This window comes from Myceligenerans salitolerans (assembly GCF_017349295.1).
Classification (GTDB): domain Bacteria; phylum Actinomycetota; class Actinomycetes; order Actinomycetales; family Cellulomonadaceae; genus Myceligenerans; species Myceligenerans salitolerans.
The window spans coordinates 70,274-95,560 of sequence record NZ_JAFMPK010000028.1 but is presented as its reverse complement, the minus strand read 5'-3'; the positions used below and the strand labels follow the sequence as shown (position 1 = coordinate 95,560).

Genomic DNA, 25,287 nt, shown 5'->3' with positions numbered 1-25,287 from the left:
ATCGAGTTCGAGACCATCTACCCCGCAAACCTGGCCCAGGCCGCCTAACCCCACCTGTCACCTATCCGTGCAGCAGACCCGTCGGGATGCTCACCGAGGTGCAGAAGATGCTGATGATCTCCCGCGGCGAAGCCGCCGGCCTGGATGCGGACGGGGTGATCGCCTCTGGATGGCCATGGCGGATCAGTCAGGTCGCCGCTCCGGCGCTGCATGTGCTGAACGCCCGCAGACGGTACTCCGAACAGGTCGTGGAGGACGTCCCGACCGGGAAGGTCATCGACCTGCACGACCGGCGCTACTCACCCCGCCCAGCCGACGAGATCGCGGAAGGAACTCTGGTCGGCGTGACGGTGGTGTGCCACCACCCGTACGGGTTGGGCGTCTGGGTGGATGGCGTCGACCAGTTCGGCCATGTGAACGTGCCTGGGATCAGCGACGAGCCGATCGGCAGCCCTGAGAACTATCCGCCGATCGGAGATCGACTCCGCGCCGTCGTGATCGGGTACAACGGGAGCCAACAGCTACGGCTGACGACCCGACGCTCCGACCTACCGGGCCTGACCGCTCGAGGTGCCGAGGTCTTTGAGCAGATTGCCCATGCCGTCGGCGCGCACATCGCCGACGTTCACGACGAGCACGAGCGCTGGCAGGTGTACTGGACTGCCATCTCTCACGAAGACCTGCGCCCACTCATCCGGGAGGCGATCAGCGAGGGCGAAGATCGCGTGCGCCAGATCGTGGTCGAAACGCTCAAGTACGTGGACGAGGCCGAAGGACGAACCTGGGTCGATCTGATTCAGAGCGACCACGACCGGGCGTTCGCGGAGCAGCGACTGCGCGAGTGGGCTCTCATCCGAGAGATCGCCGACCGGCCACGGAAGATCGCCATCGAACTTCCCGAACTCACGCTCTGGTGCCAGCGCCGCATCATCGAACACGCGACCTCAGACCTCGTCCTGTCCGACGTCGCCGAGAGCGGCTCCTCCAAGAGAATCCGCCACGCGGCCCGCGAGAAGCTGCGCGGCCGGTGGAAGGGATGGGCATGATGGTGGACACGACCTGGGTGCCGGTCGCTGACACGCGTTCCGCTCTGGCCTGGCTGGATGGACAAGAGTGCCCGCTCACGGGCTAATGGACTCCGGATGACTTCGAGGACGCTACCTCTCCACGCGATGTATGAGAACGAGGCGCTCCGGGGCGCGGCGGCACGGCTGGACATGGCATCGGCCGGGACCGTTGGAATTCCAACGTTCCCGGCCGATGGCATGGTTGAGGGCCGACGGCGGTTCGTGGACCTCTTGCGGACTGTGTGCGGACTCCCGGAAGGCTGACTGCGGCTTCGGTCTGCGTCGCCGGAATGACATGGCGGCTGGCTTCTACCGGTCGGTACGGTGCCGGGATGGCCTTGCCGCTGCTCCTGGTGCCGTCCGACCCTCTCGCCCCGCGAGTCCCTGACCCGCACTTCGCGCGTGAGGCCGACGCCGCAAGGCAGGCGGGCATGGATGTCGCAGTGGTGGACCACGACGCGATCATCGCCGGGGACATCCGGGCGGCGGTTCGACGGGTTCCGACATCCAACGTCGGACGGACAGCCTGGTACCGCGGCTGGATGATCCACACGCCCACCTATGCACTTCTCGCCACCGGACTCCAGACCCGAGGAGCCCGGCTGCTCACCGACCCCACCATGTACCAGGCCGCGCACGAGCTACCCGGGTGGTACGACGCATTCGCCGACCTGACCCCCACCAGCATCTGGTCGCCGTGGGAAGCGAACCGGACACCCAAGCATGCGGACGTTGCCGCCTGGGCCTGCAAGCTGGGCGGCGGCCCGGCCCTGGTGAAGGACTACGTGAAGTCCCGCAAGCACGAGTGGCACGAGGCATGCTTCATACCCGACCTCGCCGACGCCCCAGCAGCGACACGCGTCATCGCCACAATGATCAAGCTCCAGGACGCCGACCTGAACGGCGGGATCGTCGTACGCCGCTTCGAGCCCTTCCTGCCCGACGACGCCGGACGGACCCGCGAAGCACGCGCGTGGTGGGTCGAGGGCTCGCTCGCGCTGATCACCCCGCACCCTGACGCGCCCGCAGGAACCACGGTGAATGTCCCGGCCGCGATACTCGACGCCGTGCGCTCGGGCGTGCACGCTCTGGGATCTCCGTTCGTGACCACGGACCTCGCGCAGAGGTCCGACGGCGTCTGGCGCGTCATCGAGGTCGGCGACGGGCAGGTCAGCGACCTCCCTGCGACACAAGACCCAGCCCCACTCACGCAAGCACTCTCCGCGGGACCACCCACGACGAGACACGAATCGCGATCGTGACTTGCATGGAACGGACCTACACCCGCCGCCGACGCCAGGACCGCCTCAGTTGCGTCCGACCCCGATCAAGTACGAAGCCACCATGACCACTCAGGTCGAACTCGCCGCCTGAGACCGCCTGTCACCGATCGGTACAGCAGTCCCGCTGGCGAGATGTTCAAGGTTCACCCGCCCGATCCGATCGGTCGTGACCATGCTGCTGCTAGGTTCACCCGCGTGCCCGACCAGCCGACAATCGACCCCGAAGAGCGGCGCCTCATCTACGCGACGGTCGCCGCTCGACGCCTCCAGTGGGACAGCCTCGTATGGCAGGTCCCGGTCCTCAGTCTGACGGCTCAAGCGTTTCTCTACACGATCGCTCTTGGCCCTGAGTCGTCCAGCGCCGCACGGATCACGAGCGCCGTGATCTCCATCGTGATCACGGCACTGTCAGTGACTCTGATGGCACGGCACCGGCAGGGGGAGATCACCGATACCCAGTGGCTCGCGAAGTACGAGACGTCCCTCCCCCAGGGCTACCGTCAGCACGGTCGCCCTTGGCAAGAACGCCGCGACCTACATCAGCCGGACCGTGGTGTCTTCAGACTCCTTGTCCTCCCCTGGCCCGCATTCCGCACATGGGTTGTCGGCCTAGGCATCTTCGGCCTGATCTCCTGCCTCGTCATCGTCGCGGCGATCATCCGGCCCGAGCTGTTCACACGTTGAAGCGGAACTCCACCACGTCGCCGTCGGCCATCACGTAGTCCTTGCCCTCGATGCGGACCTTGCCCGCCGCCTTGGCAGCCTGGACCGATCCGGCCTCCACCAGGTCCTCGTACGAGATGACCTCCGCCTTGATGAAGCCCTTCTCGAAGTCGGTGTGGATGACGCCCGCGGCCTGCGGAGCGGTGGCACCCTTCTTGATGGTCCAGGCCCGCGACTCCTTGGGACCGGCGGTGAGATAGGTCTGGAGCCCGAGCGTGTCGAACCCGACGCGGGCAAGCTGGTCGAGGCCCGACTCCGTCTGGCCGGTCTCGGCGAGCATCTCGGCGGCTTCCTCCGGTTCGAGCTCGGTCAGCTCCGCCTCGAACTTGGCGTCCAGGAAGACCGCCTGGGCGGGGGCGACCAGTTTGCGGAGCGCCTCCTGTGAGGCTTCGTCCGCGAGGCCGGCGTCGTCGGTGTTGAACACGTAGATGAACGGCTTGGCGGTCATCAGGTGCAGCGAGGCGACGTCAGCCAGGTCGAGACCGGCGTCCGCGGCCCCCTGGTAGAGGGTGGTACCGGCCTCGAGGATCTCCTGAGCCTTCTTGGCGGCCTCGAGAAGGACCGGGTCGCCCTTCTTGATCTTGACCTCCTTCTCCATCCTCGGGAGCGCCTTCTCGAGGGTCTGGAGGTCGGCCAGGATGAGCTCGGTGGAGACGGTCTCCATGTCGCCGGGAGCATCGACGGACCCTTCGACACGGACGACGTCCGTGTCGTCGAACGCACGGGTCACCTGGCAGATCGCGTCCGCCTCGCGGATGTTGGCGAGGAACGCGTTGCCCATGCCCTCACCCTCGGACGCGCCCTTGACGATGCCCGCGATGTCGACGAACGAGACCGTGGCCGGCAGTTCGCGCTCACTCCCGAAGATCTCGGCGAGCTTGCCGAGGCGCTCGTCCGGCAGCGGGACCACCCCGATATTCGGTTCGATCGTGGCGAAGGGATAGTTCGCCGCGACGACCTGGTTGCGGGTCAGCGCGTTGAAGAGGGTGGACTTGCCGACGTTCGGCAGACCGACGATTCCGATAGTGAGAGCCACGTCGGGAGATTCTACGTGGCTCCCCCGCGCCTCACGCCGGTCCGCGTACGAGCGCGTCGCTCCGCCAGGACGTCGTCGTACGACGGCGCCGCGGCGAGGTCGATCCCGAGCTCCACCGACGGGCACATCGACCGTCTCCGGCGGTATCCCCGCCACCCGCTCGTAGGTCTGCTCCCACATCGCCGTGTAGGCCGCGTGTGCCACGCGCAGGCCGACGACGGAATGGTCGCGGAGCAACGCCCGCTTAGGATGCCGCCGGTTCAGCTCTGCCTCCACCAGCGGCGCGATCTCCACCCCGTTGACCCAGAGTCCATGGATCGCGCCGCCGATGTCTGCGCCCTCGAGGATCACACCACGCATGCGAACGCCGCTCAGGTCGGTCTCGCGGAACCCCTCACCGCGCAGATCGGCGAGGTAGGAACGGGACCGCAACCGTCAGGGGAATGCCTGCACCTGTTGGAGCAGTTCCGGAGCGCGGCGGTCGAAAGTACGCGCGCCCATCCGGACACCGACCACCAACAGGGCCACACCTTCCACGACGCCGACCACCAGCGTCGCCCAGCCGACCAAGGGGTTCCCGGAGGCCAAGGCCCAGATGCCCAGCACGATCAACGGCAGTGCGAGCAGCATCACGACGAGCATCGCCAGCAGCTGCGCGAGCATGGTCGCCATCGCCGCGCCCTGCGGCGACTTGAGCGGGCTCTCCCCCGGCTTCGGGACCGGGTAGACGAGCGCCGCGGAGACGACGCTCGACACGCCGAGTGTGAGCCCGAGGGTGCCGAGACACACACCCAGCAGCGGTGCGGTCAGGTCCCACCGCCCCGACAACGCCAGCGTGAGGAGCACCACGAGGACGATCACCACGCCGCCGAAGACCAGCACGGGTAGGGCCCTGCCCCACCGGTCGGCCCGACCGGACGTCCCGGTCGCGACATGCAGGGCGAACGCCGTGTAGTCGTAGCCCACGTCGTTCGAGACGCTGAACGCGAGGACCCACGCGACGACAGGCCCGGCCAGGAGGAGCAGTTCGAGGTTGCCCGAGGACCGCGCGGGCAGCCACAGGATCAGCGGCATCAGGAAGATCACACCGATACCCGCGGCATAACGCGGATCGCGGATCCAGTAGGTCGTGCAGCGCGCCGCCACGGCACCGACCGGCGTGGCCGGGAAGCGGTCGAACCAGCCCAGCCCCTTGCTCCTCGCGCCCTTGCCTCCCCCGACCGGCGGGTTGACGAGAGCCTTCGCGAGTGAACGCGTCCACACCAGCCAGAGCAGGGCAATGGTTCCGACGGCGATCACGAGGCGGACGGCGGCGACGCCCCACGCGCCGTCGTGCACGGCGACCGGCAGTGACCACGGGGCCCCGAACGGCGTCCACGCGGCCAGCTCGCCGAATCTCGCCAGCACGGCCGTGAGCAGTGCCCCGTCTCCCGTCACCGTGACGGACCCGCCGTTCGTCTCCCGGGAGAGTGCCCCGATCTCCTCGGTCGCCCAGCCGATCGCCGGCCCGATCAGGACCAGGGGAATGATCGCGGTCACCGCCACGACCTCGCGATAGCGCCGGGACTCCAGCAGGGGCGCGAGCGCCGTGGTGACGGCCCGCGAGCCCACCACGCAGGCCACCACGCCGAGTGCCGAACCGAGCAGGGCGACGGGGATGAGCCATGGTTCGCGCCACCATGCGAGCGCCGATCCGCCTGCCGCGAGGGCTGTCGCCAGGCCGGGCACGGAGATGAGGCCGGCGACGGCCAGCCCGGCGATGAGGGAACGGTGCGGAATGGCGAACGTGGTGAAGCGCTGAGGGTCGAGGGTCTGGTCGACGCCGAACACGAACACGGGGACGATCCACCAGCACAGGACGGTGATCGTGCCGACCAGCGTGATGACGTGGCCGGTGAGAAGCGGGTCCGCGGCGCCGCCCGCGATGGCGGCGACCACGAGGGACCCGACGACGAAGAGCGCGTAGAGCAGCGCGATGCAGAGACCGATGGTCTGCCACACGCTGCGCCGGAGGGTGTTGCCGAGCAGCGTGAGCTTGAGCCTCAGGAAGTGCGCAACCATTCGAGCCCCTCAGCTCGGGTGCGGCCTCCGACGAGGTCGACGAACCGGTCCTCGAGCGTCTGCTCCCCGCGGACCTCGTCGACGGTGCCGGCGGCGAGCACCTGGCCGGCACCGACGATGGCGACGTGGTCGCACATCCGCTGCACCAGGTCCATGACATGGCTGGAGACGATGACGGTGCCGCCTCCCGTGACGTAGTCGGCGAGGATGTCGCGGATGTTCGCCGCGCTGACGGGGTCGACGGCCTCGAACGGCTCGTCGAGCACGAGGGTTCGGGGCGCGTGGATCATGGCGCTGGCGAGAGCGATCTTCTTGGTCATGCCGGCGCTGTAGTCGACGACGTAGGTGTGGGCGTCCGCGGCGAGGTCCATCGCCGCCAGCAGGCTGCGGGCCCGTTCGGCCACGGTGTCACGGTCCATGCCGCGGAGGAGACCCGCGTAGGTGACGAGCTGAAGTCCGGTGAGCCGGTCGAACAGGCGCACGCCGTCGGGCAGGATGCCGAGGGTGGCCTTGGCCTGGTCGGGGTGGGCCCACAGGTCGGTGCCGCGGACGTGGACGGTACCGCCGTCGGGTCGCAGCAGGCCGGTGGCCATGGAGAGGGTGGTGGTCTTTCCGGCGCCGTTGGGCCCGACCAGCCCGTAGAAGGATCCGACGGGCACGTCGAGGTCCAGTGCCTGGACGGCGATCTTCTGGCCGAACCGCTTCCAGAGGCCGCGCAGGCTCAGGGCGGCGGCGGGGTCGGGTGGCGAGGCCGGGCGCGTCGCGGGCGTCACGGTGTCCGGCGGTGCGGCCGGCGCGTGATCGGTGGGGCCGCCTCCGGGGCCGGTCTGATGGGTCATGACGACAACGTAGACGCAGTGGCGGACACCGGGCATCCGCCGCGGGGATGACCTCGTTCCGACGTGAGATCGAACCTGGCTGGCGGGTCGGCGTGGTCGTGTCGGTCTCTCGTGGCAGCCTTGGCGACATGGACATCGGCTCGATCCTTCTGGCGCTCGTCACTCTCGCCGCCGGCGTGGTCGTCGGCCGGCTCTGGCATGCCACCCGGACGTCCGCGGTGGTGCGGGACGCCGAGCTGGAGTCCGCCCGGCTCCATGCTCTCGCCGATGCGGCGGAGCGTGAGGCGGTCATGATCCGCGAGCGTGCCGAGGCGGACGTCCAGGCGGCCCGGGATCGTGCGGCCGAGCAGGTCGCCGCCGCGCGCGTCGAGCAGGAGCGGGCCGCCGAGCAGTTCAAGCTGCTCGCGGGCGAGGCCCTGGAGGCGAACACGCAGCAGTTCCTCACCCTGGCGGAGCAGCGGCTCTCCACCGCGACCGTGAAGAACGAGGAGCAGCTCGCCCAACGTGAACAGGCCGTCAAGAATTTGGTCGATCCGCTGTCCCAGGTGATGGACAAGGTGCGTGCCCAGGTCGAGGAGGCGGAGAAGGCGCGGGCCCAGGGTCACGGCCAGCTCACCGAGCAGCTTCGTCAGGTCGCGGAGGAGTCGGCGAAACTGCGCAGCGGGACGAGCGACCTGGTTGCGGCGCTACGCACGTCGGAGGTGCGCGGTGCGTGGGGTGAGCTGCAGCTCCGCCGCACGGTGGAGGCCGCGGGCATGCTCAACCGGGTCGACTTCACCGAGCAGGCCGAACTCACGTCGGACACCGGCGTGCTTCGACCGGACATGGTGATCCACCTGGCCGGCGCGAAGAACGTGGTCGTGGACTCGAAGGTGGCCTTCATCCGCTACCTCGAGGCGCAGCAGACCGACGACGTGCATCGCCGCGAGCAGCTCCTCGACGCGCACGTGAAGCACATGCGCAAGCACGTGGACGAACTGGCGAGCAAGAAGTACTGGGCCCAGTTCGACGCGGCGCCGGAGTTCGTGGTCATGTTCGTCCCGGCCGAGGCGTTTCTGTCGGCCGCCGTCGAGCAGCAGCCGGATCTGCTGGAGTACGCGGCGCGGAAGAACGTCATCCTCGCCACACCCATGACGCTGATCGCGCTCCTGCGGACCGTCGCTTTCGCGTGGCGACAGGAAGCGCTGGCCGAGAACGCGGCGAAGGTGCACCAGGTCGGGAAGGAGCTGCATTCGCGGCTTGTCACGATGACCGGCCACATCACCAAGATGGGCCGGTCTCTCGAGAGCTCGACGAAGGACTACAACAAGCTCATCGGGTCGCTGGAGCGCAATGTGCTCAGCTCGGCGCGGAAGATGGTCGCGCTCGAGGTCGTCGATCCGAAGGATGCGATCGCGGAGCCTCGCGAGATCGAGGAGTTCCCGCGGCCGATCACCAAGTCGGAGCTGCTCGTGGCTGACGAGGGCGGCGTCGTGGCGATCGAGTCGGCACGTGACGGCGGCGGTCCGGACGGGAAGGTCTCTGACGCCGCTGGCCACCCGGGCGCCGCGCAGCCGGATCGCCCTGCGGGCGTGGACGCGATCGACACCGTGATGATCCAGCAGGTCGAGGTCACCGAACTCGCCGTGAACGACCAGCGTGCCCTGGCCGAGGCGGAGAGAACGAACCAGTCCCGGGCGGCCGGCCGCTGAGGTGGACACCACGCCCAGGGACCGATCCGTCGAGTCGGTCCTCACGGACAGGGACCGTTCGAAGCCGCTCCGCGTCCTCGGCCTGCTGGCCCTGTGCGGGATCGGCGCCGAACTTCTCGCCGCTTACGGGGACAACACCGGCGATCCCGGTGGCATCGCTTTCGCGCTGGTCTTCTTCGGCGCCCTCTACGGGGCTCCCGCCCTCCTGGCGCGCGACCTGGCCCGCCGCGCCAGTGGCGGGTGGCCCGCCATGCTGCTGCTGTTCGCCGCGCTCGGCGTCGCCGAGGCCTGCCTGATCGACCAAGCTCTCTTCGCCACCGACTACCAGGGCTACGAGGGGTGGGAGGAGACCCGGGAAGCGACCTTCGTCCCCGGCCTCGGGCTGAGCGCCTACAACGCCTACAACTTCATCGCCGGGCACATCATCTTCAGCTTCGGCGCACCCGTCGCACTCGCCGAGGCCTGGCGTCCCGACAAGGCGACCGAGCCCTGGCTGGGGCCGTTCGGCACGGTGGCCGCGATCCTCGCCTACGGCGCAGCCGCCGCACTCATCATCAGCGACCCGGAGTCCCAGTCGGCCGACACGACCCAACTCGCGGTCTCAGCCCTGGTCGTGGCCGCACTGGTCGCCACCGCGATCGCCGTCGGACGCCGTGCGGGTCGTCGCGGTCTCCCCACCAGGACCCGACGGCACCTTCCCGTCCGGGTGACGTTCATCGTCGCCCTCGGACCGGCGATCGCCGCCGGACTCGCCGAGGAGACCTGGGCGGGGTTCGCCGTCGGCGTGGCCGCCATCGTGCTGGCCGGACTCGCCGTCCTCTGCGCGGCCGGGCGCTACGACTGGACCGTCCGCCACGTCGCCGCGGTCGCACTGGCATTCCTCGTGGTCCGCGGAAGTCTCGCGTTCACGTACTTTCCCCTGCTCGGGGACGTGGCGGCCGGCCCGAAGTACCTTCACAACACCGTCATGCTCACGATCGTGCTCCTGGCCGGATGGGCCGCACTGCGATCGCGCCGCCCCTGAGCGGACGGACGGCGTATCGCCTCACGGCCGACGCGCCGTCACGCGAGCGGAAGCTGCTTGCGCGACTCCTTGCGCGGGCGCTTGTCGTCCGTACCCGCTGCCTTGAGACCTGCCCGCAGTTCGCGCGGAAGGGAGAACATCAGGTCCTCGGTCGCGGTCCGCACCTCCTGCACGTCGTCGAACCCGCGCCGCTCCAGGAGTGTCAGGACGTCCCGCACGAGGATCTCCGGGACCGAGGCACCAGAGGTCACGCCGATCGTCGTCGCTCCCTCCAGCCACGCCTCGTCGATCTCCGTCGACCGGTCCACGCGGTAGGCGGACCGCGCCCCCGCCTGAAGCGCGACCTCGACCAGCCGCACGGAGTTCGACGAGTTCGCCGAGCCCACCACGATCACGACGTCGCAGTCGGGCGACAGCTTCTTCACGGCGACCTGACGGTTCTGCGTGGCGTAGCAGATGTCGTCGCTGGGCGGATCCTGCAACGAAGGAAACTTCTCTCGCAGCCGACGAACGGTCTCCATGGTCTCGTCGACGGACAGGGTGGTCTGGGAGATCCACACGACCTTGTCCGGGTCGCGGACCGTGACCTGGTCGACCTCATCGGGTGAGTTGACCACCTGCACGTGGTCGGGCGCCTCACCGGCGGTTCCCTCGACCTCCTCGTGGCCGGTGTGCCCGATCAGGAGGATGTCGTAGTCGTCCTTGGCAAAGCGAACCGCCTCCTTGTGCACCTTGGTCACGAGGGGACAGGTGGCGTCGATCGTGTCGAGGCTGCGAGCCGCCGCGGACTCACGCACCGCCGGCGAGACGCCGTGGGCCGAGAACACCAGACGGGCGCCCTCGGGCACCTCGTCGGTCTCGTTGACGAAGATCGCCCCGCGTTCGCTGAGGGTCTCCACCACGTACTTGTTGTGCACGATCTCCTTGCGCACGTACACCGGGGCCCCGTAGGTCTCCAGGGCCTTCTCGACGGCGACGACGGCGCGGTCGACGCCCGCGCAGTACCCGCGGGGGGCTGCGAGGAGGACGCGCTTGGTCAGGGTGGACGTTCCGGAAGTCACGTCTGCCAGTCTATGGGCCGTCCGACGGGGTCCGGGGCGGGGACCTCTGTGACGTCGTCGACCCTTCTCACGATGCGCACGGCGGCCCCACGCCACCGCCACCTCCGTCCCGCCGGCCCTGTGGACGACCAGCGTACGGATGGGCACCGTGTCAGCCACTGCGTGCAGGATGGTCTCGTGACCGACCAGACCGCCGCCCAGCTGCCGCTTCCCGAGAAGGCTCTCGACACGAGCGCGAGCCGCCCGTGGCCGGTGCGTGTCCTGTCGGACAAGATCAAGGGCTACATCGACCGGATGCCGCCGGTATGGGTTGAGGGGCAGGTCGTTCAGTTCAACCCCCGGCCCGGCTCGGGCATGCAGTTCCTCACCCTGCGGGACGCCGATCGCGACGTGTCCCTGCCCGTCACCATCTTCTCCAGCGCCATGGCACGCCTCGCGAAGGCACCTGCCGAGGGGGATCACGTCGTGGTGCACGCCAAGCCGACGTTCTGGACGAAGCGTGGCACCCTGCAGATGCAGGCCAACGACATCCGCGCCGTGGGCGTGGGCGAGCTGCTGGCCCGCATCGAGGAGCTCAAGCGCGTCCTGGGCGCCGAAGGGCTTTTCGACCTCGACCGCAAGCGGCCGCTGCCGTTTCTGCCAAGGGTCGTCGGACTCGTGTGTGGTCGTGAGTCCAAGGCCGAGCATGACGTGGTCGTCAACTCACGCGCCCGGTGGCCACAGGTACGGTTCGAGATCCGCGAGGTTGCCGTGCAGGGCGTGGGCGCCGTACCGGAGGTGAGCCGGGCGATCCAGGAGCTCGACGCCCGCGACGACGTCGACGTCGTCGTCGTGGCCCGCGGCGGGGGCTCCGTGGAGGATCTGCTCCCCTTCTCGAACGAAGCGCTCGTCCGCGTGGCGGCTGCCTGCCGTACGCCGCTCGTGAGCGCCATCGGTCACGAGACGGACTCCCCGCTGCTCGATCTGGTCGCCGATGTCCGAGCCTCGACGCCCACCGACGCCGCCAAGTGCATCGTCCCCGACGTCTCGGAGGAACGGCAACGCCTGGCCCAGGCGCGACAACGGATCCGCGGCGCGATCACGACGATCCTGAACCGGGAGCAGCACGGGCTGGACGGTGTCCGCTCCCGCCCCGTCCTTGCCGCGCCGCACACCATGCTGGAGACCCGCGAGCGCGACGTCGTCCAAGCGGTCGGGCACGCACGTCACGCGCTGAATGCGCTCCTGCTCGGTGCCTCGGGCGAGATTGGCCGGCTCGAAGCGCAGGTGCGCGCCCTGTCACCGGCGTCGACCCTGGAGCGGGGCTACGCCGTCGTCCAGCGCACGGCCGGTCACGTAGTTCGCACTCCCGGCGACGTCGCGGTGGGGGACGACGTCCACATCCGCCTGGCCGACGGCAACCTCGGTGCCGCGGTCACCTCGGTCGGGGACTGAGCGAGCCGGTCAAGAGCACGGCCCCTCCGGTGGCGGCCTGTCCCCGGGCGCGTTGCCCGCCGCGCGGCGGAATCTGTCGGCGAGCCGGTCGAACGCCGCCGCGAGCTCGTCCCCCTCGATGACCTCGATGTCCACGCCGAGCTGTGTCAACCACAGCGCGAGCTGATCCGGATCGTCCGACCCCAGCTCGACCCGGCACGCGGACTCGCCGACCACCTCGATCTCGAGCGGGGCATGAATCCTTGCGGCCACGTGCGCGGCGGGGGCATGCACCAGCAGCCGGGCGCGATATCTCCAGGCCGTCTTGGTGACCCGGCCGACGACGTACTCGACGACCTTGTCCTCCGGGATCACGCGCGGCCGGAACCGCACACCCGTCGGCGCACGCGGAACCATGCGGTCGACACGAAAGACACGCCAGTCCTCGCGGTCCAGATCCCACGCGAGCAGGTACCAGCGCGCCCCCCAGCTCACCAACCGCTGCGGCTCCGTGAGGCGCACCGATTCGGCGCCCCCGTGCGTCGTGTACCCGAACCGGAGCCGCTCATGGGCACGGACCGCGGCCGCGACCACACCGAGCACCGAGAGGTCCAACACCGCCTCCGCCCCGGGAACGACACTCGTCGCCTCGCGCACCGCCTCGACACGCCGACGCAGCCGCGCAGGCAGCACCTGCTCCAGCTTCGCCAGCGCCGTCAGCGAGGTCTCCTCCACACCCAGCCGGCGAGTCGCGACCGTACTCAACCCGACCGCGACGGCCACCGCCTCGTCGTCGTCCAGCAACAGCGGCGGCATCGCCGTACCGGCCGCCAGCCGATACCCGCCCGCGACGCCAGGACGCGCATCGACTGGATAGCCGAGCGACCGAAGCCTGGTGACATCGGCGCGCACCGTCCTGGTGCTCACGCCGAGCCGGTCGGCCAGTTCGACACTCGTCCAGTCACGCCTGAGCTGGAGCAGCGAGAGCAGTTCGAGCAGGCGGGCGGAGGTCTCCAGCATGCCCCCAATCATTCCAGTCATTACGGAAGGGAACCCGCCGCAATAGCTCGAACGTTGATGTCGTGGTCACCGCGATGGCGCGTCGGCGCCCTGGGCGAAGTAGTCGGTGAGCATCTCCGCCACCCACGCCGCCTGCCGAACCTGTCCGCGCGGGCCGAACTCGGTGAACCACGGCTTGATGTCCAGCACCGGGGTCCCATCAACCGCGTCCAGATCCTCGACATGCAGATCGAGGCCGTCAACGGCGATGAGCCGGCATCTGCTCACCCCGAGCCAGTTGAGGCGGCGCATGTTGCGATGACCGAAAATCCCAACCTCGGGCCAGTCAGGGTTGTTACGCGGACGACGCGCGCCGGGGTGCAGATCAGTCTTGTCAGTCAGGTGGAAGGAGAATGCGATCTCAAGGTGGGAGAAATCTTCCAGCCCCTTGGTCGCTTCGGTCGGGAACTGGTCGCCGTCGATTCGAATGATCGACCGGGTCCCTCCCCAGAAGTCGTCGGTCGGTTCCACCCGCCCGCCGACCACGTGTGCGACGGGGATCATCTCGATCGGTTCCATCAGTCTCCTCAGCTCACGTCAGGCTTTCGCGAGGTACGCGGCAGCTCGCTGGTCCAGCTCGGCCATCTCAGGGCTCGCAGCTCGGCCGTGCGCCAGCACACTCCGCATCGTAGTGACGGTCTGGCGCGCCCGAGCCGAGCGGACCCCGGCCATCGCATCCAGCGCATCGGACCATGTCGCGCACGCCTGATCCAAATTGCCGGTCGCGGCCTGCACTTCGCTGAGGTAGCCGAGCGTGACCGCATGTGTCCTTGCAAAGGGCTGCCTGGCGCGTACTCGCGCGCTGTGATTCAGAGCTGCCTTGGCACCCTTGAGGTCGCCGCCGGCGTACAAGGCCCGGCCTGTTTCGTGGGCGAGTGATGCTTCAGAGAAGAAGAACACCCGTCCCGGTTCGTCCTCATCGGTCCGGGCACCGCTCAGGTCGTTCTCAGCCCGCAACAGGCTGGCTCTGCAGCGCCGCCGAGCCCGGCTGCTGCCAGGGCTCGCCCATGTACGACTCCGAACAAGGATCGTTCCCGGGGACACGCTGCCCGGTAACGATCACCCTCGACAGAGGCTTCGGCAAGGGCGAGGGCATCGCGTGTCTGACCAAGTTCGACGGCCTGGTGCGCCATGGCACGTAAGGTGTGCCCGGCCATCGCGGGGTCGCGCGCTTCGTCGGCGAGCTGAACCGACACGGTGAAGTACTTCCTGGCCACGGCATGATCCGCGTCATCGAATGCCATCCAACCCACCAGATACGCGAGTTCAGACGCGGCCGAGAACATTGCGCGGCGCGTTGCGTCGTTCGCATACCTTCCGTTCAACATCGTCCGTGTGTCATCGAGGAAGTACCGGGCGACCATCTCGCGGCCGTAGCCGCCTCCATGCCGCTGGTCCCCACGAGAGAACCCGGTTATCGCTCCACGCAATCGGGCCACATCACTCATCCCGTAGCGCTCGCCATTGGCGTTGTCCCTACCGGCCAGGATTTCCGGGACACTCAGCGCCAAGATCGAGGTTGCTGCGGCGCCAAGGGCCGTGCGCCTCGTGACCTGTTCTGACTGCAACGGGAGCGGGACGAGGTTGCGGAGGCTGAACACGTCCTCATTACGCACTGTCGGAGCGTCCAGGTCCAAACTCGCGTGTCTGCCTCGCGGCGTCGGCCAAAAGCCCAGATCGGCGTCAGATTGACAACCCAGCACCTGCCGGAGTGCGACCCGGTACGTCGCGCCGGGCCATCGCACAACGCCACGTTCGTACTTCGAATAGGCGGACTCGGATAGGGCCGAGTGTCCCCCGGTCGACTCCCAGATGTACTCGTTGACGGCCTCGACGAGTTCTGCTCGACTCATCGGCCTGCCCGGAGTCGCAGGTGACGGACGGCGCAACCGGGCTCTCCGCAGCAACTCGTTCGGCGTCGCTCCCATGTCATCCCCCTCGTGGACTGCGGCCGATTATTTCGCACGTCCGTCCCGCTGCCCAACCCAATCAGGCCCAGATTGACACTCAGGTTGACAACCAGAGTGGCGTTCCCGCCGACAGGGGCCGGGCGGGATGTTGGAGTGCATGAACAAGACGCATCCCACTATCCGCCAGGCGATGTCGCCTCCGTCCCGTCCGGTGAAGGCGGCGTTCCTCGATGTTGATGGCACGCTCGTTCGCGAAGGGGAGGACGTCGTGCCGGAGCCAGCGCGGCGGGCCGTGGCGGCGACCCTCGCGAAGGGCATCTTGGTGGTCCCGTGCACGGGCCGGTCTGTGGTGGGTGTTCTTCCGATCGCGGAGCAGTTGCGGCTGGTCAGGGGCAGTTTCTTCATCGCCTCGAACGGTGCGGTTACCGGGGAACTGACCGGGAACCGTCGTCACCCGTTCGAGATTCTGCACACCCGGGTGTTCGACCCGTGGGCGGCGTTCACCGTGGCGATGGCTGTGGCGCCGCAGGTGTCGATGGCGGTGGAGCAGGTCGGGGTCGGTTGGCGGGTGAACCGGCCGTTCCCGGAGGGTCGGTTGAACGGTCTCCAGCATGTCGTTGCCGAGAAGGTGTTGTGGTCCGAGCATGTGACCCGCGCTGTGGTGCATGCGCCGGGGATCGCGCGGTACGCGCCGCAGATCGAGGGCACCGGGTGCACGGCGACGCCGAACGGCCCCGACTGGCTGGATGTGACCAAGCGTGGCCTGTCCAAGGCGACCGAGGCGGACGCGCTGCGGCTGCGGTGGGGTATCCACCCGGACGACACTGCCGCGATCGGCGACGGCCACAACGACATTCCCCTGCTGCACCAGGTGCATCACGCCTTCGCTATGGGGCATGCGGACCAGAGGGTCAAGGACGCCGCCGATTACGTCGTCGGTGCGATCGATCAGCACGGTGTCGCGGAGGCGCTGAACTGCCTGACGCTGTCCCGGCGGGAGTCCGGGGCGCTGCCGGTCCGGACTGGAGCAGGGGCGCGATGAGCACCAGCAAGGACAGGGCGGACTTCGCGGCTGAGTCCCGGCCGGTTCGCGGGACTGCGACGTCGGACCGGTGGACGCGGCTGGTCGAAGCGCTCCGGGAAGTCGCGGGCAGGTGGGTCGAGGTCTCGGGTGTCGTCGCGGTGCGTGTCCGGCTCGACGACCGATCCTCGGTCCTGGCTTCGTGTCAGGTGTGGGCGGCCACGCCGTCCACGGCCTGGACCTCGCGGGCAGACATCGACGTGGCCGGTATGTCGATGGAGGCGTTGACGCAGGCGGTGAACGCGGCTGGGTTCCACTTCCCGCTGACCGCCGAGCACCGTCCGAAGTGGCGCGTGGACCGCAACCAGGGCACGACGTACACGCTGGACGTGATGCGCTGATGAGGCTGAGCCGACGTGAGACCCGCCAGGTGGGGGACCTGCACGAGCAACTGCGGGTCGCAGCGACCGGGCTCCACCTGGCAGGCGCTCGCCCGACAATCCGGGTGCATCCCACCGGCAGCAAGAGCGTGCAGCGCCTGCGGGACGGGCTGCGGTTGGACGTGTGCGAGTTGTGGGCCGTGATCGGCCACAACCCCAACCCGCGCCGGGTGTGCGGCCTGTCGGCCGGGATGCAACTGCGGACGGACTCGATCGAACAGGCAGTCCAGAACGCGGGCTTCATCCTCCCGCCGCCCGGCCAAGCACCCCGGTCGCGCTGGCGTCCCACACCCCCGCCCCTGGACAGCGACGTACCCGGGCCGTGGTTCGACCTGGAGCTGGCCATCCCCAACACGACCCGTGCCCGGCACGCGGCCTCGACCTGGCCTGCTGGCAGGGCTCTGCAATCCGCGTGACCTCACGGAAAAGAGAACGGAAGGTGACCCCAGAGATGACCGCTACACCCGATGTGATGACCCTGGATCCCACCGGGCAGGACCTGCACGGCGAGATCGCCGCCGTGCGCCAGGCCGGGCCCGTCGTGCCGGTCAGGCTGCCCGGTGGGCTGCTGGCGTGGATGGTGACCGACCACCGCGCCATCATCGGCCTGTTGACCGATGACCGCGTGTCCAAGGACGTGCGCCACTGGGCGGCGATGAACACCGGGCAGGTTCCGGCTGGCTGGCCGCTGATGCCGTGGGTGGTGGGGTCAGGCATGTTCACCGCTGGCGGGGCCGAGCACCGCCGCCTGCGCCGCCTGGCCGCCCCGGCGTTCACCGGGCACCGCACGGGCGCGCTGGCCCCGATGATCGAGCAGATCGTGGCCGACACCCTCGACGACGTCACCACCCACCTCGACCAGGATCGGACGGTGGATCTGCGCGAGAAGTTCTGCTTCCCCATCCCGATCAAGACCATCGGTGCTCTGCTCGGTGTCGATGACGACTTGTTCGATGCCATCAAGTCCGGCGCGAACGCTCTGTTCGACACCGCCGTCACGCCTGAGGAGTTCGCGGGCAGGTTCGCCGGGCTGAACGCCGCCATCGCCGAACTCGTCACGCGCAAACGCCACCGGCCCGGCACCGATCTGACCAGCGCGCTCATCCGCGCCCGCCAGCACGGCGACCGATACTCCGATGAAGAGATCCTGGAGACCGCCCGCGTCGTGGTCGTAGCCGGCTATGAGACCACCGTGAACCTGCTCGACCAGGCCATCGTCGCCCTCCTGACTCACCCACAACACCTAGCCGCAGCCCAGGCCGGGCACATCACGTGGGACGACGTGATCGACGAGACCCTGCGACACCAGTCACCCGCCGCGAACCTGCCCCTGCGGTACGCGGTGGAAGACATCGAACTGGCCGGGACCACGATCCGCGGCGGTGAAGCGATCCTGGTCTCCTTCGCAGGCGCGGGCCGCGACCCCCGAATCCACGAACACCCCGACAAGTTCGATCCCACCCGCACGGGCAAGACTCACCTGGGTTTCGGGTATGGGTCGCACCGCTGCCTCGGCGCACCCCTGGCCATCCTCGAAGCCAAGATCGCGCTGCCCGCCCTGTTCGACCGCTTCAGAGACCTCACGCTCGCCGAGGCCCCGGAGGCCATCCCGGCGAACCCCGGCTTCATCACCAACGGCCACGCGAGAGTCCCCGTCCGCCTGAGCTGACTCACCCGCCCTACTCCCCCGAAGAGCACGCACCCCCCCCAACGCCCTGCCCGGGCGCTCCTGACCGAGCACCTGGGCAGGTGCCCCCTGTCCAGATGCCCCGCCACCCTGACCCTTTTCGAGGACCAAGACACGTGCACGCCACCCCACGGCCCCACGTCCGGCTGGACGACCTGACCGGCCTGACACCACTGGCCGCCATCACCATGGCATCCGACCCGCGCCCCATCTACGCCCACCTACGCCAGACCTGGGGACCGGTCGTCCCGGTCGAACTGGATGAAGGCGTCCCGGCATGGCTGGTCCTGGACTACAGCAACGTCGTCCGCGTCCTACGCGACCCGACCACGTTCACCCGCGACGTCGCCGCCTGGCGCGCCTTCCACGACGGCCGAGTCACACCCGGCAGCGGCCTACACGCCTTCTTCAGCCCCCGGTCCAACGCCTACTACACCGACGGCGACCGCCACACCCGCCTCCGCGCTGTGGTCGAGGACGGGTTCGAGAGCATCGACGAACGCCTCCTGGCCCGCGAGATGCGCGCCATGTGCAACCGCATGCTGACCTACGCCCAAGACATCTTCTCCAACACCGAACGCGCCGTCACCGCCTTCCTCGAACTGAACACCATGCTCGACCAACTCATCACCCACCGGCGCGAGCACCCCAGCCCAGACCTGCTGTCCGCGATCGTGCACCACCCCGCCAACCTGAACACGACCGAACTACTCGACACCGCCCAAATGATCATGTCCGCAGGCCACGAAATGTCCGTGGCCTGGTGCACCACCACCCTGCAACACCTAATCAGCAACCGCGACATCCACGGCCGGGTCACCGGCGGCCGCCTCGGCGTCGACGAAGCCCTCAACACCGTCCTCGTACGCGCCTCCCCGACCGCCCACACGCCCTGCCGGTTCACCACCACCCACACCGAGATCGCCGGCCGCACCATCACCAAAGGAGACGCAATCCTGACCGCCGTCGGCGAAGCAACCGACGCCGCACACCGCGACGCGGACCTCTGGGGGATCTCCGACAGCCAGGCGTACCTCGCCTTCGGCGCAGGGCCGCACCGCTGCCCCGCAGACCACATCTCCCGCATCATCATCAAGATCGCCGTTGAACAAGCCCTCATCCGGCTCCCCGACCTGCGCCTGACGGTCCCCGCCGACGAACTCGGCTACACACCTTCTCTATTCGCCCGCTCCGCACCCCGCCTCCCGATCGCATTCCAGCCCAGCAGACCCCACGTTCCCAGCCGCACGCCTGCCGGCATCTTCCACACCTGACCGAGTTCGAATGTTTGGGTCTGACCTACGCCGCAAGGCTCGTGCGCCTCCCAGACACGACGCCCGGTTGTAAGCCGACATCCCCAGACGGACGCAGGCGGGTCGGGACTCACCTCTCGATCCCCTGCCCACTATCCGATGGATCCAGCGGGCATGACCCGCAACCCGACCGAGAGGAGAGAGCCCACCGTAGGCTCATGCTCATGCGACTCAACCGCTTCAAGCCATGGTTGTGGCCCGTCATCGATGCGAACCTGCCCGAGGGCGTCGAACGCCTGGACTGGGGCGAGACCGGCATCCGCAAGGACCCCGGGATGGGAGAGCACACCGACGGAATCGTGCTGCGCTCACCCGCGGGCGGCGTGATGTACATGAGCGTGACCAACGCCAACTTCAAGACCAGCGGAGACAGCTTCGACGAGGAAGAGCAGATCGTCCAAGGCGACCCCCCAGAACCGGTCGCACCCATCGACCTGAAGATCTCGGCGGACGGCCGGATCCGGATGGCCGACCTGGAGGAGTGGCTGGTGATGGTCCTGAACAACGCAGGCAACAAGGAGATGGACCACGTCGAGCGGCTCTCGACCCGTGAAGCCATGTACCAGCCACAGTTCGGGTTCTGCGTCTACTGGCACAGCCTGGAACGCACGTACTCGACGCCCTTCTACACGCTCCAGTCCGGCCAGCGCCGGACCGAAGATTCCAGATTCAAAATTTCGGAGGCGTTCTGATGAGCAAGTCCACCAAGTGCCCGTCCTGCGGACAGCGGGTCGGGGTCGTCAACGGGGCCATCGCCATGCACCAGAAGAAGGGCAGCGGATCCGCTACGTGCCCCGGGTCCGGCAAGCCCACGTGACGCCCGCGACAGCATGACAATCCGCCCCTTGCTCACCTTGTCGGGCAAGGGGCGGTTCCGCTTGAGCCTAGGCGGCGGCTGGATCGTGGGAACGCAGTTGCCAGATCCAGTCCACACCAAGTCCTCCCATGAGCCACCGACATCCCGACCATGAGCCGTCGACAAAGCGCTTCGACGCGATGTCAAGCGTCACGCCGCCAGCACACGGCACGGCGTGCACACCCAAGTTCATGGCCGGCCCCCGTCGCCGATGGGCAGGTAGCCGCGAATCCCGAACGGATATTACTCACCAATACGCCGACGTCGTGCAAGTTCACCCAAGCCACACATGTCGCAGCAGACGGCAGCATGAAACCATGGAGTAATGAGTCAGACCGAGTACGACCGGGTCGAGTTGGACGTCTCGAAGCTACGCAACGCTCTGCCCGCCTCTGTCCAGGAGCGCCTGTCCGACGAGCAGCTACGGTCGGGACTGGCCCGCGCACGTGACTGCCTCCGGCCCGAAGCGGACGAGGCTGCGGTGCAGGGCGCGGCATGGCTGCTAGCCCACGAACCCGACCAGCGTCGTGAGCAAATCGCACACATGCTCCAGATCGTGGCTTCCCAGCAGCAAGACCTGCGCCAGGCCGAGCACCGGTTGCTCGGAGCGTTCGAGGCCGAACCTGGCCTGGACGACACTGCCCGGAGCACGACCCGGCAGGAGTTCCACGAGGAGCTAGACAGGGCTGAGTCGATAGTGGCGGTGATGACCGCCCGGACAGGCGGCACCGTGGTGGTCACCGACCAGGAGATGACTGCCGCACCGGCGATCCTGATCGAGCGCACCGCCTCTGGGCTACGCGTGACTACCTACGACCTGGGCAGCTACCTCGACAACCACATCGACCAGTAGCCAAGGCACCGGCGCCCTGCCCGGAAGTCGTGCGAATGGCAGTTCCGCCATTCGTGGGAGCCGCTATTCACCGCTCCCCAGACGAGGTCTGTGTTCATGGTTAAAGAATACTTTGGGACCGCAGCTTGCCGACGTCGGCGCGCACCGTCCTCGTGCTCACGCCGAGCCGGCCGGCCAGCTCGGAACTCGTCCAGTCGCGCCTGACCTGGAGCAGTGAGAGCAGTTCGAGCAGGCGGGCCGAGGTCTCCAACATGCTCTCGATCATTTCAGCTATTGCGGAAGCTGATCTGCCGCAATGACTGGAAGCGTGGGTGTCATGAACGAGAACACGGCACTCATCCCCTTCCGCATCGAGATCCCGCAGGCCGACATCGACGACCTGCATCGCCGGCTCACGGAGACGCGCTGGCCGCTCCCCGTGCCCGGTCGTGACGGACGGACCGACTTCAGCCGCGGCACCCCACTCGCGTACCTCGAGGAACTCGCGGACCACTGGCGCAACGGGTTCGACTGGCGCGCCCAGGAGGCCGCACTCAACGAGCTCGAGCAGTACACGACCGTGGTCGACGGGCAGACGTTCCACGTCGTGCACGTGCGCTCGGCGAACCCGGACGCCACCCCGCTCCTGCTGAATCACGGCTGGCCGGGTTCCTTCGTCGAGTACCAGCAACTGATCCCGCTGCTCACCGACGAGTTCCACATCGTGATCCCGTCGCTGCCGGGCTTCGGGTTCTCGACGCCGTTGTCCGGGACCGGCTGGGAGCTGGGACGGACGACGGACGCCTATGCCGAGATCATGACGCGGCTCGGGTACGAGCGGTTCGTGGCGCACGGCACCGACATCGGTGCGGGTACCACCGGGCGGCTCGCAGCGCTGTATCCGGAGCGGGTCATCGGTACGCACATCGGCTGTGACGGTCAGATGATGAGCCTGGTCGGCGAGAAGTTCCCCTACCCCGACGGCCTGTCCGACGACGAGATCGCCGAGATCGAGGTGGTGCGCGCCCGAGGCGTGGCCGATCGTGGGTACTACGAGATGCAGAACCACCGCCCCGACACGATCGGCGCGGCCCTCGTGGACTCACCCGTCGGTCAGCTCGCATGGATCGCCGAGAAGTTCAAGACGTGGACCAGTGGCGCGTACCGGACGCCGGAGGAGGCGGTCGACCGCGACCAACTCCTCACGAACATCAGCCTGTACTGGTTCACCCGCAGCGGCGCCTCGAGCGCGCAGTTCTACTACGAGTCCGAGCACTCGGGACTGAACTGGATCGCCCCGTCCAGCGTGCCGGCCGGCTGGGCCGTGTTCGACACCCACCCGCTGCTGCGCCGCGTGATGGACCCGTCGAACGCGATCGGCCACTGGAGCGAGTTCACGCAGGGCGGCCACTTCCCCGCGATGGAGGAGCCCAAGCTGCTCGCGGACGACATCCGCGCGTTCGTCCGGAGCGTTTCCTGACGACGCCGGGAGCGTCCGCGCTCTCGGCTCCCGGCAGGTCCTGCCCTCTCCCGGGGCCGGCCTGCCGGGAGCGCTGAGACCGCGCCGTGTCCGGCCTCACACCGCGCGGGCGACGAACAACCAGCCCTTCCCCGGCGCGTACGTCAGGTCGCGGACCTCGGTACGGCCGAACCCGCAGGTCTCCAGCGAGGCCTCGATCTCGTCACGCTCCCGGAACCGCAGGGTGGACACCGCGGTCACCTCCGCGCCGTCGGGCAACCGGGTGGTCGAGGTGAACGTGACAAGAGGTAGTGCGACCTCGTCGAGCCGGATCCACTCCTCCACCGTCCCCGTGCCCAGAATGTCCGTACGGGCGTAGGTCCGCTCGGGGGTCCAGGCCTCCCAGGCGCGGCGCTCCGGGACGCGGGTCTCGAAGGCGAGTGTCCCGCCGGGACGCAGGGCGCCGCGTACGGCCGTGAGCGTCTCCTCCCAGGCGGTGTCCGTGGTGAACACCTGCGCGACGTTGGCGGTCATCGTCGCGAGGTCCGCGTCGTCGTGCGCCAGCGCCGTGGCGTCGCCGTGCACCCAGCGGACGACGTCGGCCCCGCGCTTGCGCCGAGCGACCACGAGCATCTCCCCGGCCGGTTCCACACCGACCACGTCGATGCCACGTTCCGCCAGGCGCAGTGCGAGGACACCGGTGCCGCAGCCGATGTCGACCACCTTGCGGGCGCCGACCTCGGCGGCGAGGGCGACGTACAGGTCCAGGTCGCCGCGATCCGGATCGAGGACGTCGTACAGGCCCGCCACCACCGGGTGGTCGAACTCGTTGGCGGGCCGGTGCCCGGGCACGGCCGCTCCGCCGGGGCCGTTCACCGCGCCCGCTCCACACGCCGCTCGTCCCAGACCGGTTCGGGGGTCTCGCGCACGACCCCGTCGGCCCCGAACACCAGGTAGCGGTCGAAGGTCCGGGCGAACCAGCGGTCGTGGGTCACGGCGAGAACCGTTCCCTCGAACGCCTCCAACCCCTCCTGGAGCGCCTCGGCCGACTCCAGGTCGAGGTTGTCCGTGGGCTCGTCGAGCAGCAGGGCCGTGCATCCGGCGAGCTCCAGCAGCAGGATCTGGAAGCGGGCCTGCTGCCCGCCGGACAACCGGTCGAACGGCCGCTCGGCGGCCGCGGTCAGCTCGTAGCGGCGCAGCCGCGACATGGCCTTGCCCCGATCCTGGGCGTGCTCCGTCCACAGGATGTCGAGGAGGGTCCGCCCGACCAGTTCGGGGTGCGCGTGGGTCTGCGCGAAGTGACCCGGCACGACACGCGCACCGAGCTTCCAGGAGCCCTCGTGCGCCACCGGCTCACCCGCCAGCAGCCGAAGGAAGTGGGACTTCCCCGAACCGTTGGACCCCAGCACGGCGACACGCTCCCCGAAGAAGACCTCGAGATCGAACGGCTTCATCAGGCCCGTCAGTTCCAGCCGGGCACATGTCACGGCCCGCAGCCCCGTGCGCCCGCCGTGCAGCCGCATCGTGATGTCCTGCTCGCGCGGCGGTTCCGGTGGTGGACCCACCTCCTCGAACTTCCGCAGGCGTGTCTGCGCGGCCCGGTACCGCGACGCCATGTCCGGGCTGTTCGCCGCCTGCTGCCGCAGGGTGAGCACGAGTTTCTTGAGCTGCGCGTGCTTCTCGTCCCACCGCCGCCGTAGTTCCTCGAAGCGTGCGAACCGCTCGCGCCGCGCGTCGTGGAAGGTCTCGAACGACCCGCCGTGCACCCACGCGTCGGCGCCGGCCGGGCCGGGCTCGAGGGACACGATCCGGTCCGCCGCACGCGCGAGCAGCTCGCGGTCGTGGGACACGAACAGCACGGTCTTTCGGGTCTCGCGCAACCGTTCCTCGAGCCAGCGCTTGCCGGGGACGTCGAGGTAGTTGTCCGGCTCGTCGAGCAGGAGCACCTCGTCGGTGCCCCGCAGCAGCGCCTCCAGGACGAGCCGCTTCTGCTCCCCGCCCGACAGCGTACGGACCTCACGAAACTGCGCGCGCTCGTACGGAACGCCGAGTGCCGCCGTCGTGCACACGTCCCACAGGGTCTCGGCCTCGTAGCCGCCGGCCTCGCCCCAGTCCGCGAGAGCCTGTGCGTAGGCCATCTGCGCCGGGGTCTGGTCGGTCTCGTCGTCCGCCGTCAGCATGGCGTGCTCCGCCTCGTCGACGGCTCGGGCCGCATCCCGGACCCGGGGTGCGGAGACCGACGCGAGGAGGTCCCGCACGGTGCTCTCGTCCCGGACGGATCCGACGAACTGCCGCATGACGCCGAGGCCGCCGGTGACGGTGACGGAGCCGCCGTCCGGGACCAGCTCTCCGGTGAGGAGGCGCAGCAGCGTGGTCTTGCCCGCACCGTTGGGGCCGACCAGGGCGGTGGCACTCCCCTCCCCCACCCGGAACGACACGTCGCCGAGCAGCGCCCGCCCGTCGGGAAGGTAGTACTCGAGATGTGCGGCTTCGAGGTGACCCATGGGGCCAT

At 68.7% G+C, this 25,287-nt stretch carries 23 protein-coding genes and 2 pseudogenes; 15 read left to right on the top strand and 10 right to left on the bottom strand.

Annotated features, from left to right (window positions below; translation table 11 throughout):
• Positions 1 to 86 precede the first annotated feature (86 nt).
• The 3 genes from J0911_RS07650 (at position 87) to J0911_RS07640 (ending at position 3,034) form a co-directional block, all read left to right on the top strand.
• A complete protein-coding gene (locus J0911_RS07650; protein ID WP_207274855.1) occupies positions 87 to 1,046 on the top strand; it encodes a hypothetical protein in 960 nt (319 codons plus the stop codon).
• A 353-nt stretch (positions 1,047 to 1,399) separates the two neighbouring features.
• Positions 1,400 to 2,329, top strand: a complete 930-nt coding sequence (locus tag J0911_RS07645) for an ATP-grasp domain-containing protein (protein ID WP_207274854.1) — start codon at positions 1,400 to 1,402, stop codon at positions 2,327 to 2,329.
• 216 nt (positions 2,330 to 2,545) lie between these two features.
• Positions 2,546 to 3,034: a hypothetical protein gene (locus J0911_RS07640; RefSeq protein WP_207274853.1), complete on the top strand. Its 489-nt coding sequence runs from the start codon at positions 2,546 to 2,548 to the stop codon at positions 3,032 to 3,034.
• Here the strand turns inward: J0911_RS07640 and ychF are convergent.
• The 3 genes from ychF to J0911_RS07625 form a co-directional block, all read right to left on the bottom strand.
• Positions 3,024 to 4,109, bottom strand: a complete 1,086-nt coding sequence (ychF, locus tag J0911_RS07635; protein ID WP_207274867.1) for a redox-regulated ATPase YchF — start codon at positions 4,107 to 4,109, stop codon at positions 3,024 to 3,026. The genes J0911_RS07640 and ychF overlap by 11 nt on opposite strands.
• Positions 4,110 to 4,544: 435 nt before the next feature.
• Positions 4,545 to 6,170 (bottom strand): hypothetical protein, encoded by a 1,626-nt coding sequence (locus tag J0911_RS07630; protein WP_207274852.1) that lies wholly within the window; start codon positions 6,168 to 6,170, stop codon positions 4,545 to 4,547.
• Entirely contained in the window at positions 6,152 to 7,009 is an 858-nt protein-coding gene (locus tag J0911_RS07625; RefSeq protein ID WP_207274851.1) for an ABC transporter ATP-binding protein, read from the bottom strand. Before J0911_RS07625 ends, J0911_RS07630 begins: the two co-directional genes overlap by 19 nt.
• Positions 7,010 to 7,056: 47 nt before the next feature.
• On the opposite strand from J0911_RS07625, the gene J0911_RS07620 reads away from it, so the two are divergent.
• Positions 7,057 to 8,700 (top strand): DNA recombination protein RmuC, encoded by a 1,644-nt coding sequence (locus tag J0911_RS07620; protein ID WP_242636422.1) that lies wholly within the window; start codon positions 7,057 to 7,059, stop codon positions 8,698 to 8,700.
• 1 nt (position 8,701) lies between these two features.
• Positions 8,702 to 9,724, top strand: a complete 1,023-nt coding sequence (locus J0911_RS07615) for a hypothetical protein (protein WP_307864972.1) — start codon at positions 8,702 to 8,704, stop codon at positions 9,722 to 9,724.
• A 38-nt stretch (positions 9,725 to 9,762) separates the two neighbouring features.
• Here the strand turns inward: J0911_RS07615 and J0911_RS07610 are convergent, their stop codons facing one another.
• Positions 9,763 to 10,785 carry a 4-hydroxy-3-methylbut-2-enyl diphosphate reductase gene (locus J0911_RS07610; protein WP_307864971.1) on the bottom strand — a complete coding sequence of 341 codons (1,023 nt, stop codon included), beginning with the start codon at positions 10,783 to 10,785 and terminating at the stop codon, positions 9,763 to 9,765.
• Positions 10,786 to 10,962: 177 nt separating this feature from the next.
• Here J0911_RS07610 and xseA point away from each other — a divergent pair, with 177 nt between their 5' ends.
• Positions 10,963 to 12,219, top strand: a complete 1,257-nt coding sequence (gene xseA, locus J0911_RS07605; RefSeq protein ID WP_307864970.1) for an exodeoxyribonuclease VII large subunit — start codon at positions 10,963 to 10,965, stop codon at positions 12,217 to 12,219.
• A 9-nt stretch (positions 12,220 to 12,228) separates the two neighbouring features.
• Here the strand turns inward: xseA and J0911_RS07600 are convergent, their stop codons facing one another.
• From J0911_RS07600 to J0911_RS21340, 3 genes and pseudogenes are all read right to left on the bottom strand, one after another.
• On the bottom strand, positions 12,229 to 13,218 hold the full coding sequence (locus tag J0911_RS07600; protein ID WP_207274849.1) for a helix-turn-helix transcriptional regulator: 990 nt from the start codon (positions 13,216 to 13,218) through the stop codon (positions 12,229 to 12,231).
• Positions 13,219 to 13,284: 66 nt separating this feature from the next.
• Entirely contained in the window at positions 13,285 to 13,776 is a 492-nt protein-coding gene (locus tag J0911_RS07595; RefSeq protein WP_207274848.1) for an SAM-dependent methyltransferase, read from the bottom strand.
• An 18-nt stretch (positions 13,777 to 13,794) separates the two neighbouring features.
• A pseudogene (locus J0911_RS21340) lies at positions 13,795 to 15,110 on the bottom strand (NsdA family TPR-like regulatory protein).
• Between the two features lie 214 nt (positions 15,111 to 15,324).
• Here J0911_RS21340 and J0911_RS07580 point away from each other — a divergent pair.
• The 8 genes from J0911_RS07580 to J0911_RS07550 all read left to right on the top strand — a co-directional run bounded on the left by J0911_RS07580 (position 15,325) and on the right by J0911_RS07550 (position 21,337).
• Positions 15,325 to 16,209, top strand: a complete 885-nt coding sequence (locus J0911_RS07580; protein WP_207274845.1) for an HAD family hydrolase — start codon at positions 15,325 to 15,327, stop codon at positions 16,207 to 16,209.
• Positions 16,206 to 16,589 (top strand): hypothetical protein, encoded by a 384-nt coding sequence (locus J0911_RS07575; protein WP_207274844.1) that lies wholly within the window; start codon positions 16,206 to 16,208, stop codon positions 16,587 to 16,589. The genes J0911_RS07580 and J0911_RS07575 overlap by 4 nt, the downstream gene beginning before the upstream one ends.
• Positions 16,589 to 17,044 (top strand): hypothetical protein, encoded by a 456-nt coding sequence (locus J0911_RS07570; protein WP_207274843.1) that lies wholly within the window; start codon positions 16,589 to 16,591, stop codon positions 17,042 to 17,044. The genes J0911_RS07575 and J0911_RS07570 overlap by 1 nt, the downstream gene beginning before the upstream one ends.
• A gap of 104 nt (positions 17,045 to 17,148) precedes the next feature.
• Complete coding sequence (locus J0911_RS07565) at positions 17,149 to 18,297, top strand: cytochrome P450 family protein (RefSeq protein WP_307864969.1); 1,149 nt, start codon at positions 17,149 to 17,151, stop codon at positions 18,295 to 18,297.
• A gap of 134 nt (positions 18,298 to 18,431) precedes the next feature.
• A complete protein-coding gene (locus J0911_RS07560; RefSeq protein ID WP_207274842.1) occupies positions 18,432 to 19,589 on the top strand; it encodes a cytochrome P450 family protein in 1,158 nt (385 codons plus the stop codon).
• Positions 19,590 to 19,792: 203 nt separating this feature from the next.
• The gene (locus J0911_RS07555) at positions 19,793 to 20,320 is read left to right on the top strand and encodes a hypothetical protein (protein WP_207274841.1); all 528 of its coding nucleotides are present in this window, start codon (positions 19,793 to 19,795) and stop codon (positions 20,318 to 20,320) included.
• Positions 20,320 to 20,445 carry a hypothetical protein gene (locus J0911_RS20710; RefSeq protein WP_278186760.1) on the top strand — a complete coding sequence of 42 codons (126 nt, stop codon included), beginning with the start codon at positions 20,320 to 20,322 and terminating at the stop codon, positions 20,443 to 20,445. The genes J0911_RS07555 and J0911_RS20710 overlap by 1 nt, the downstream gene beginning before the upstream one ends.
• Before the next feature lie 364 nt (positions 20,446 to 20,809).
• The gene (locus J0911_RS07550; RefSeq protein ID WP_207274840.1) at positions 20,810 to 21,337 is read left to right on the top strand and encodes a hypothetical protein; all 528 of its coding nucleotides are present in this window, start codon (positions 20,810 to 20,812) and stop codon (positions 21,335 to 21,337) included.
• 115 nt (positions 21,338 to 21,452) lie between these two features.
• Here J0911_RS07550 and J0911_RS07545 read toward each other — a convergent pair.
• Positions 21,453 to 21,590: pseudogene (locus tag J0911_RS07545) on the bottom strand (HTH domain-containing protein); the annotation flags it as partial.
• 63 nt (positions 21,591 to 21,653) lie between these two features.
• On the opposite strand from J0911_RS07545, the gene J0911_RS07540 reads away from it, so the two are divergent.
• A complete protein-coding gene (locus tag J0911_RS07540; protein ID WP_207274838.1) occupies positions 21,654 to 22,796 on the top strand; it encodes an epoxide hydrolase family protein in 1,143 nt (380 codons plus the stop codon).
• A 96-nt stretch (positions 22,797 to 22,892) separates the two neighbouring features.
• On the opposite strand, the gene J0911_RS07535 is transcribed toward J0911_RS07540, so the two are convergent.
• Together J0911_RS07535 and J0911_RS07530 are read right to left on the bottom strand one after the other, a co-directional pair.
• Entirely contained in the window at positions 22,893 to 23,651 is a 759-nt protein-coding gene (locus J0911_RS07535) for a class I SAM-dependent methyltransferase (RefSeq protein WP_307864968.1), read from the bottom strand.
• Positions 23,648 to 25,279, bottom strand: coding sequence for an ABC-F family ATP-binding cassette domain-containing protein (locus J0911_RS07530; protein WP_207274837.1), 1,632 nt, complete (start codon positions 25,277 to 25,279; stop codon positions 23,648 to 23,650). Before J0911_RS07530 ends, J0911_RS07535 begins: the two co-directional genes overlap by 4 nt.
• Positions 25,280 to 25,287: the final 8 nt, after the last annotated feature.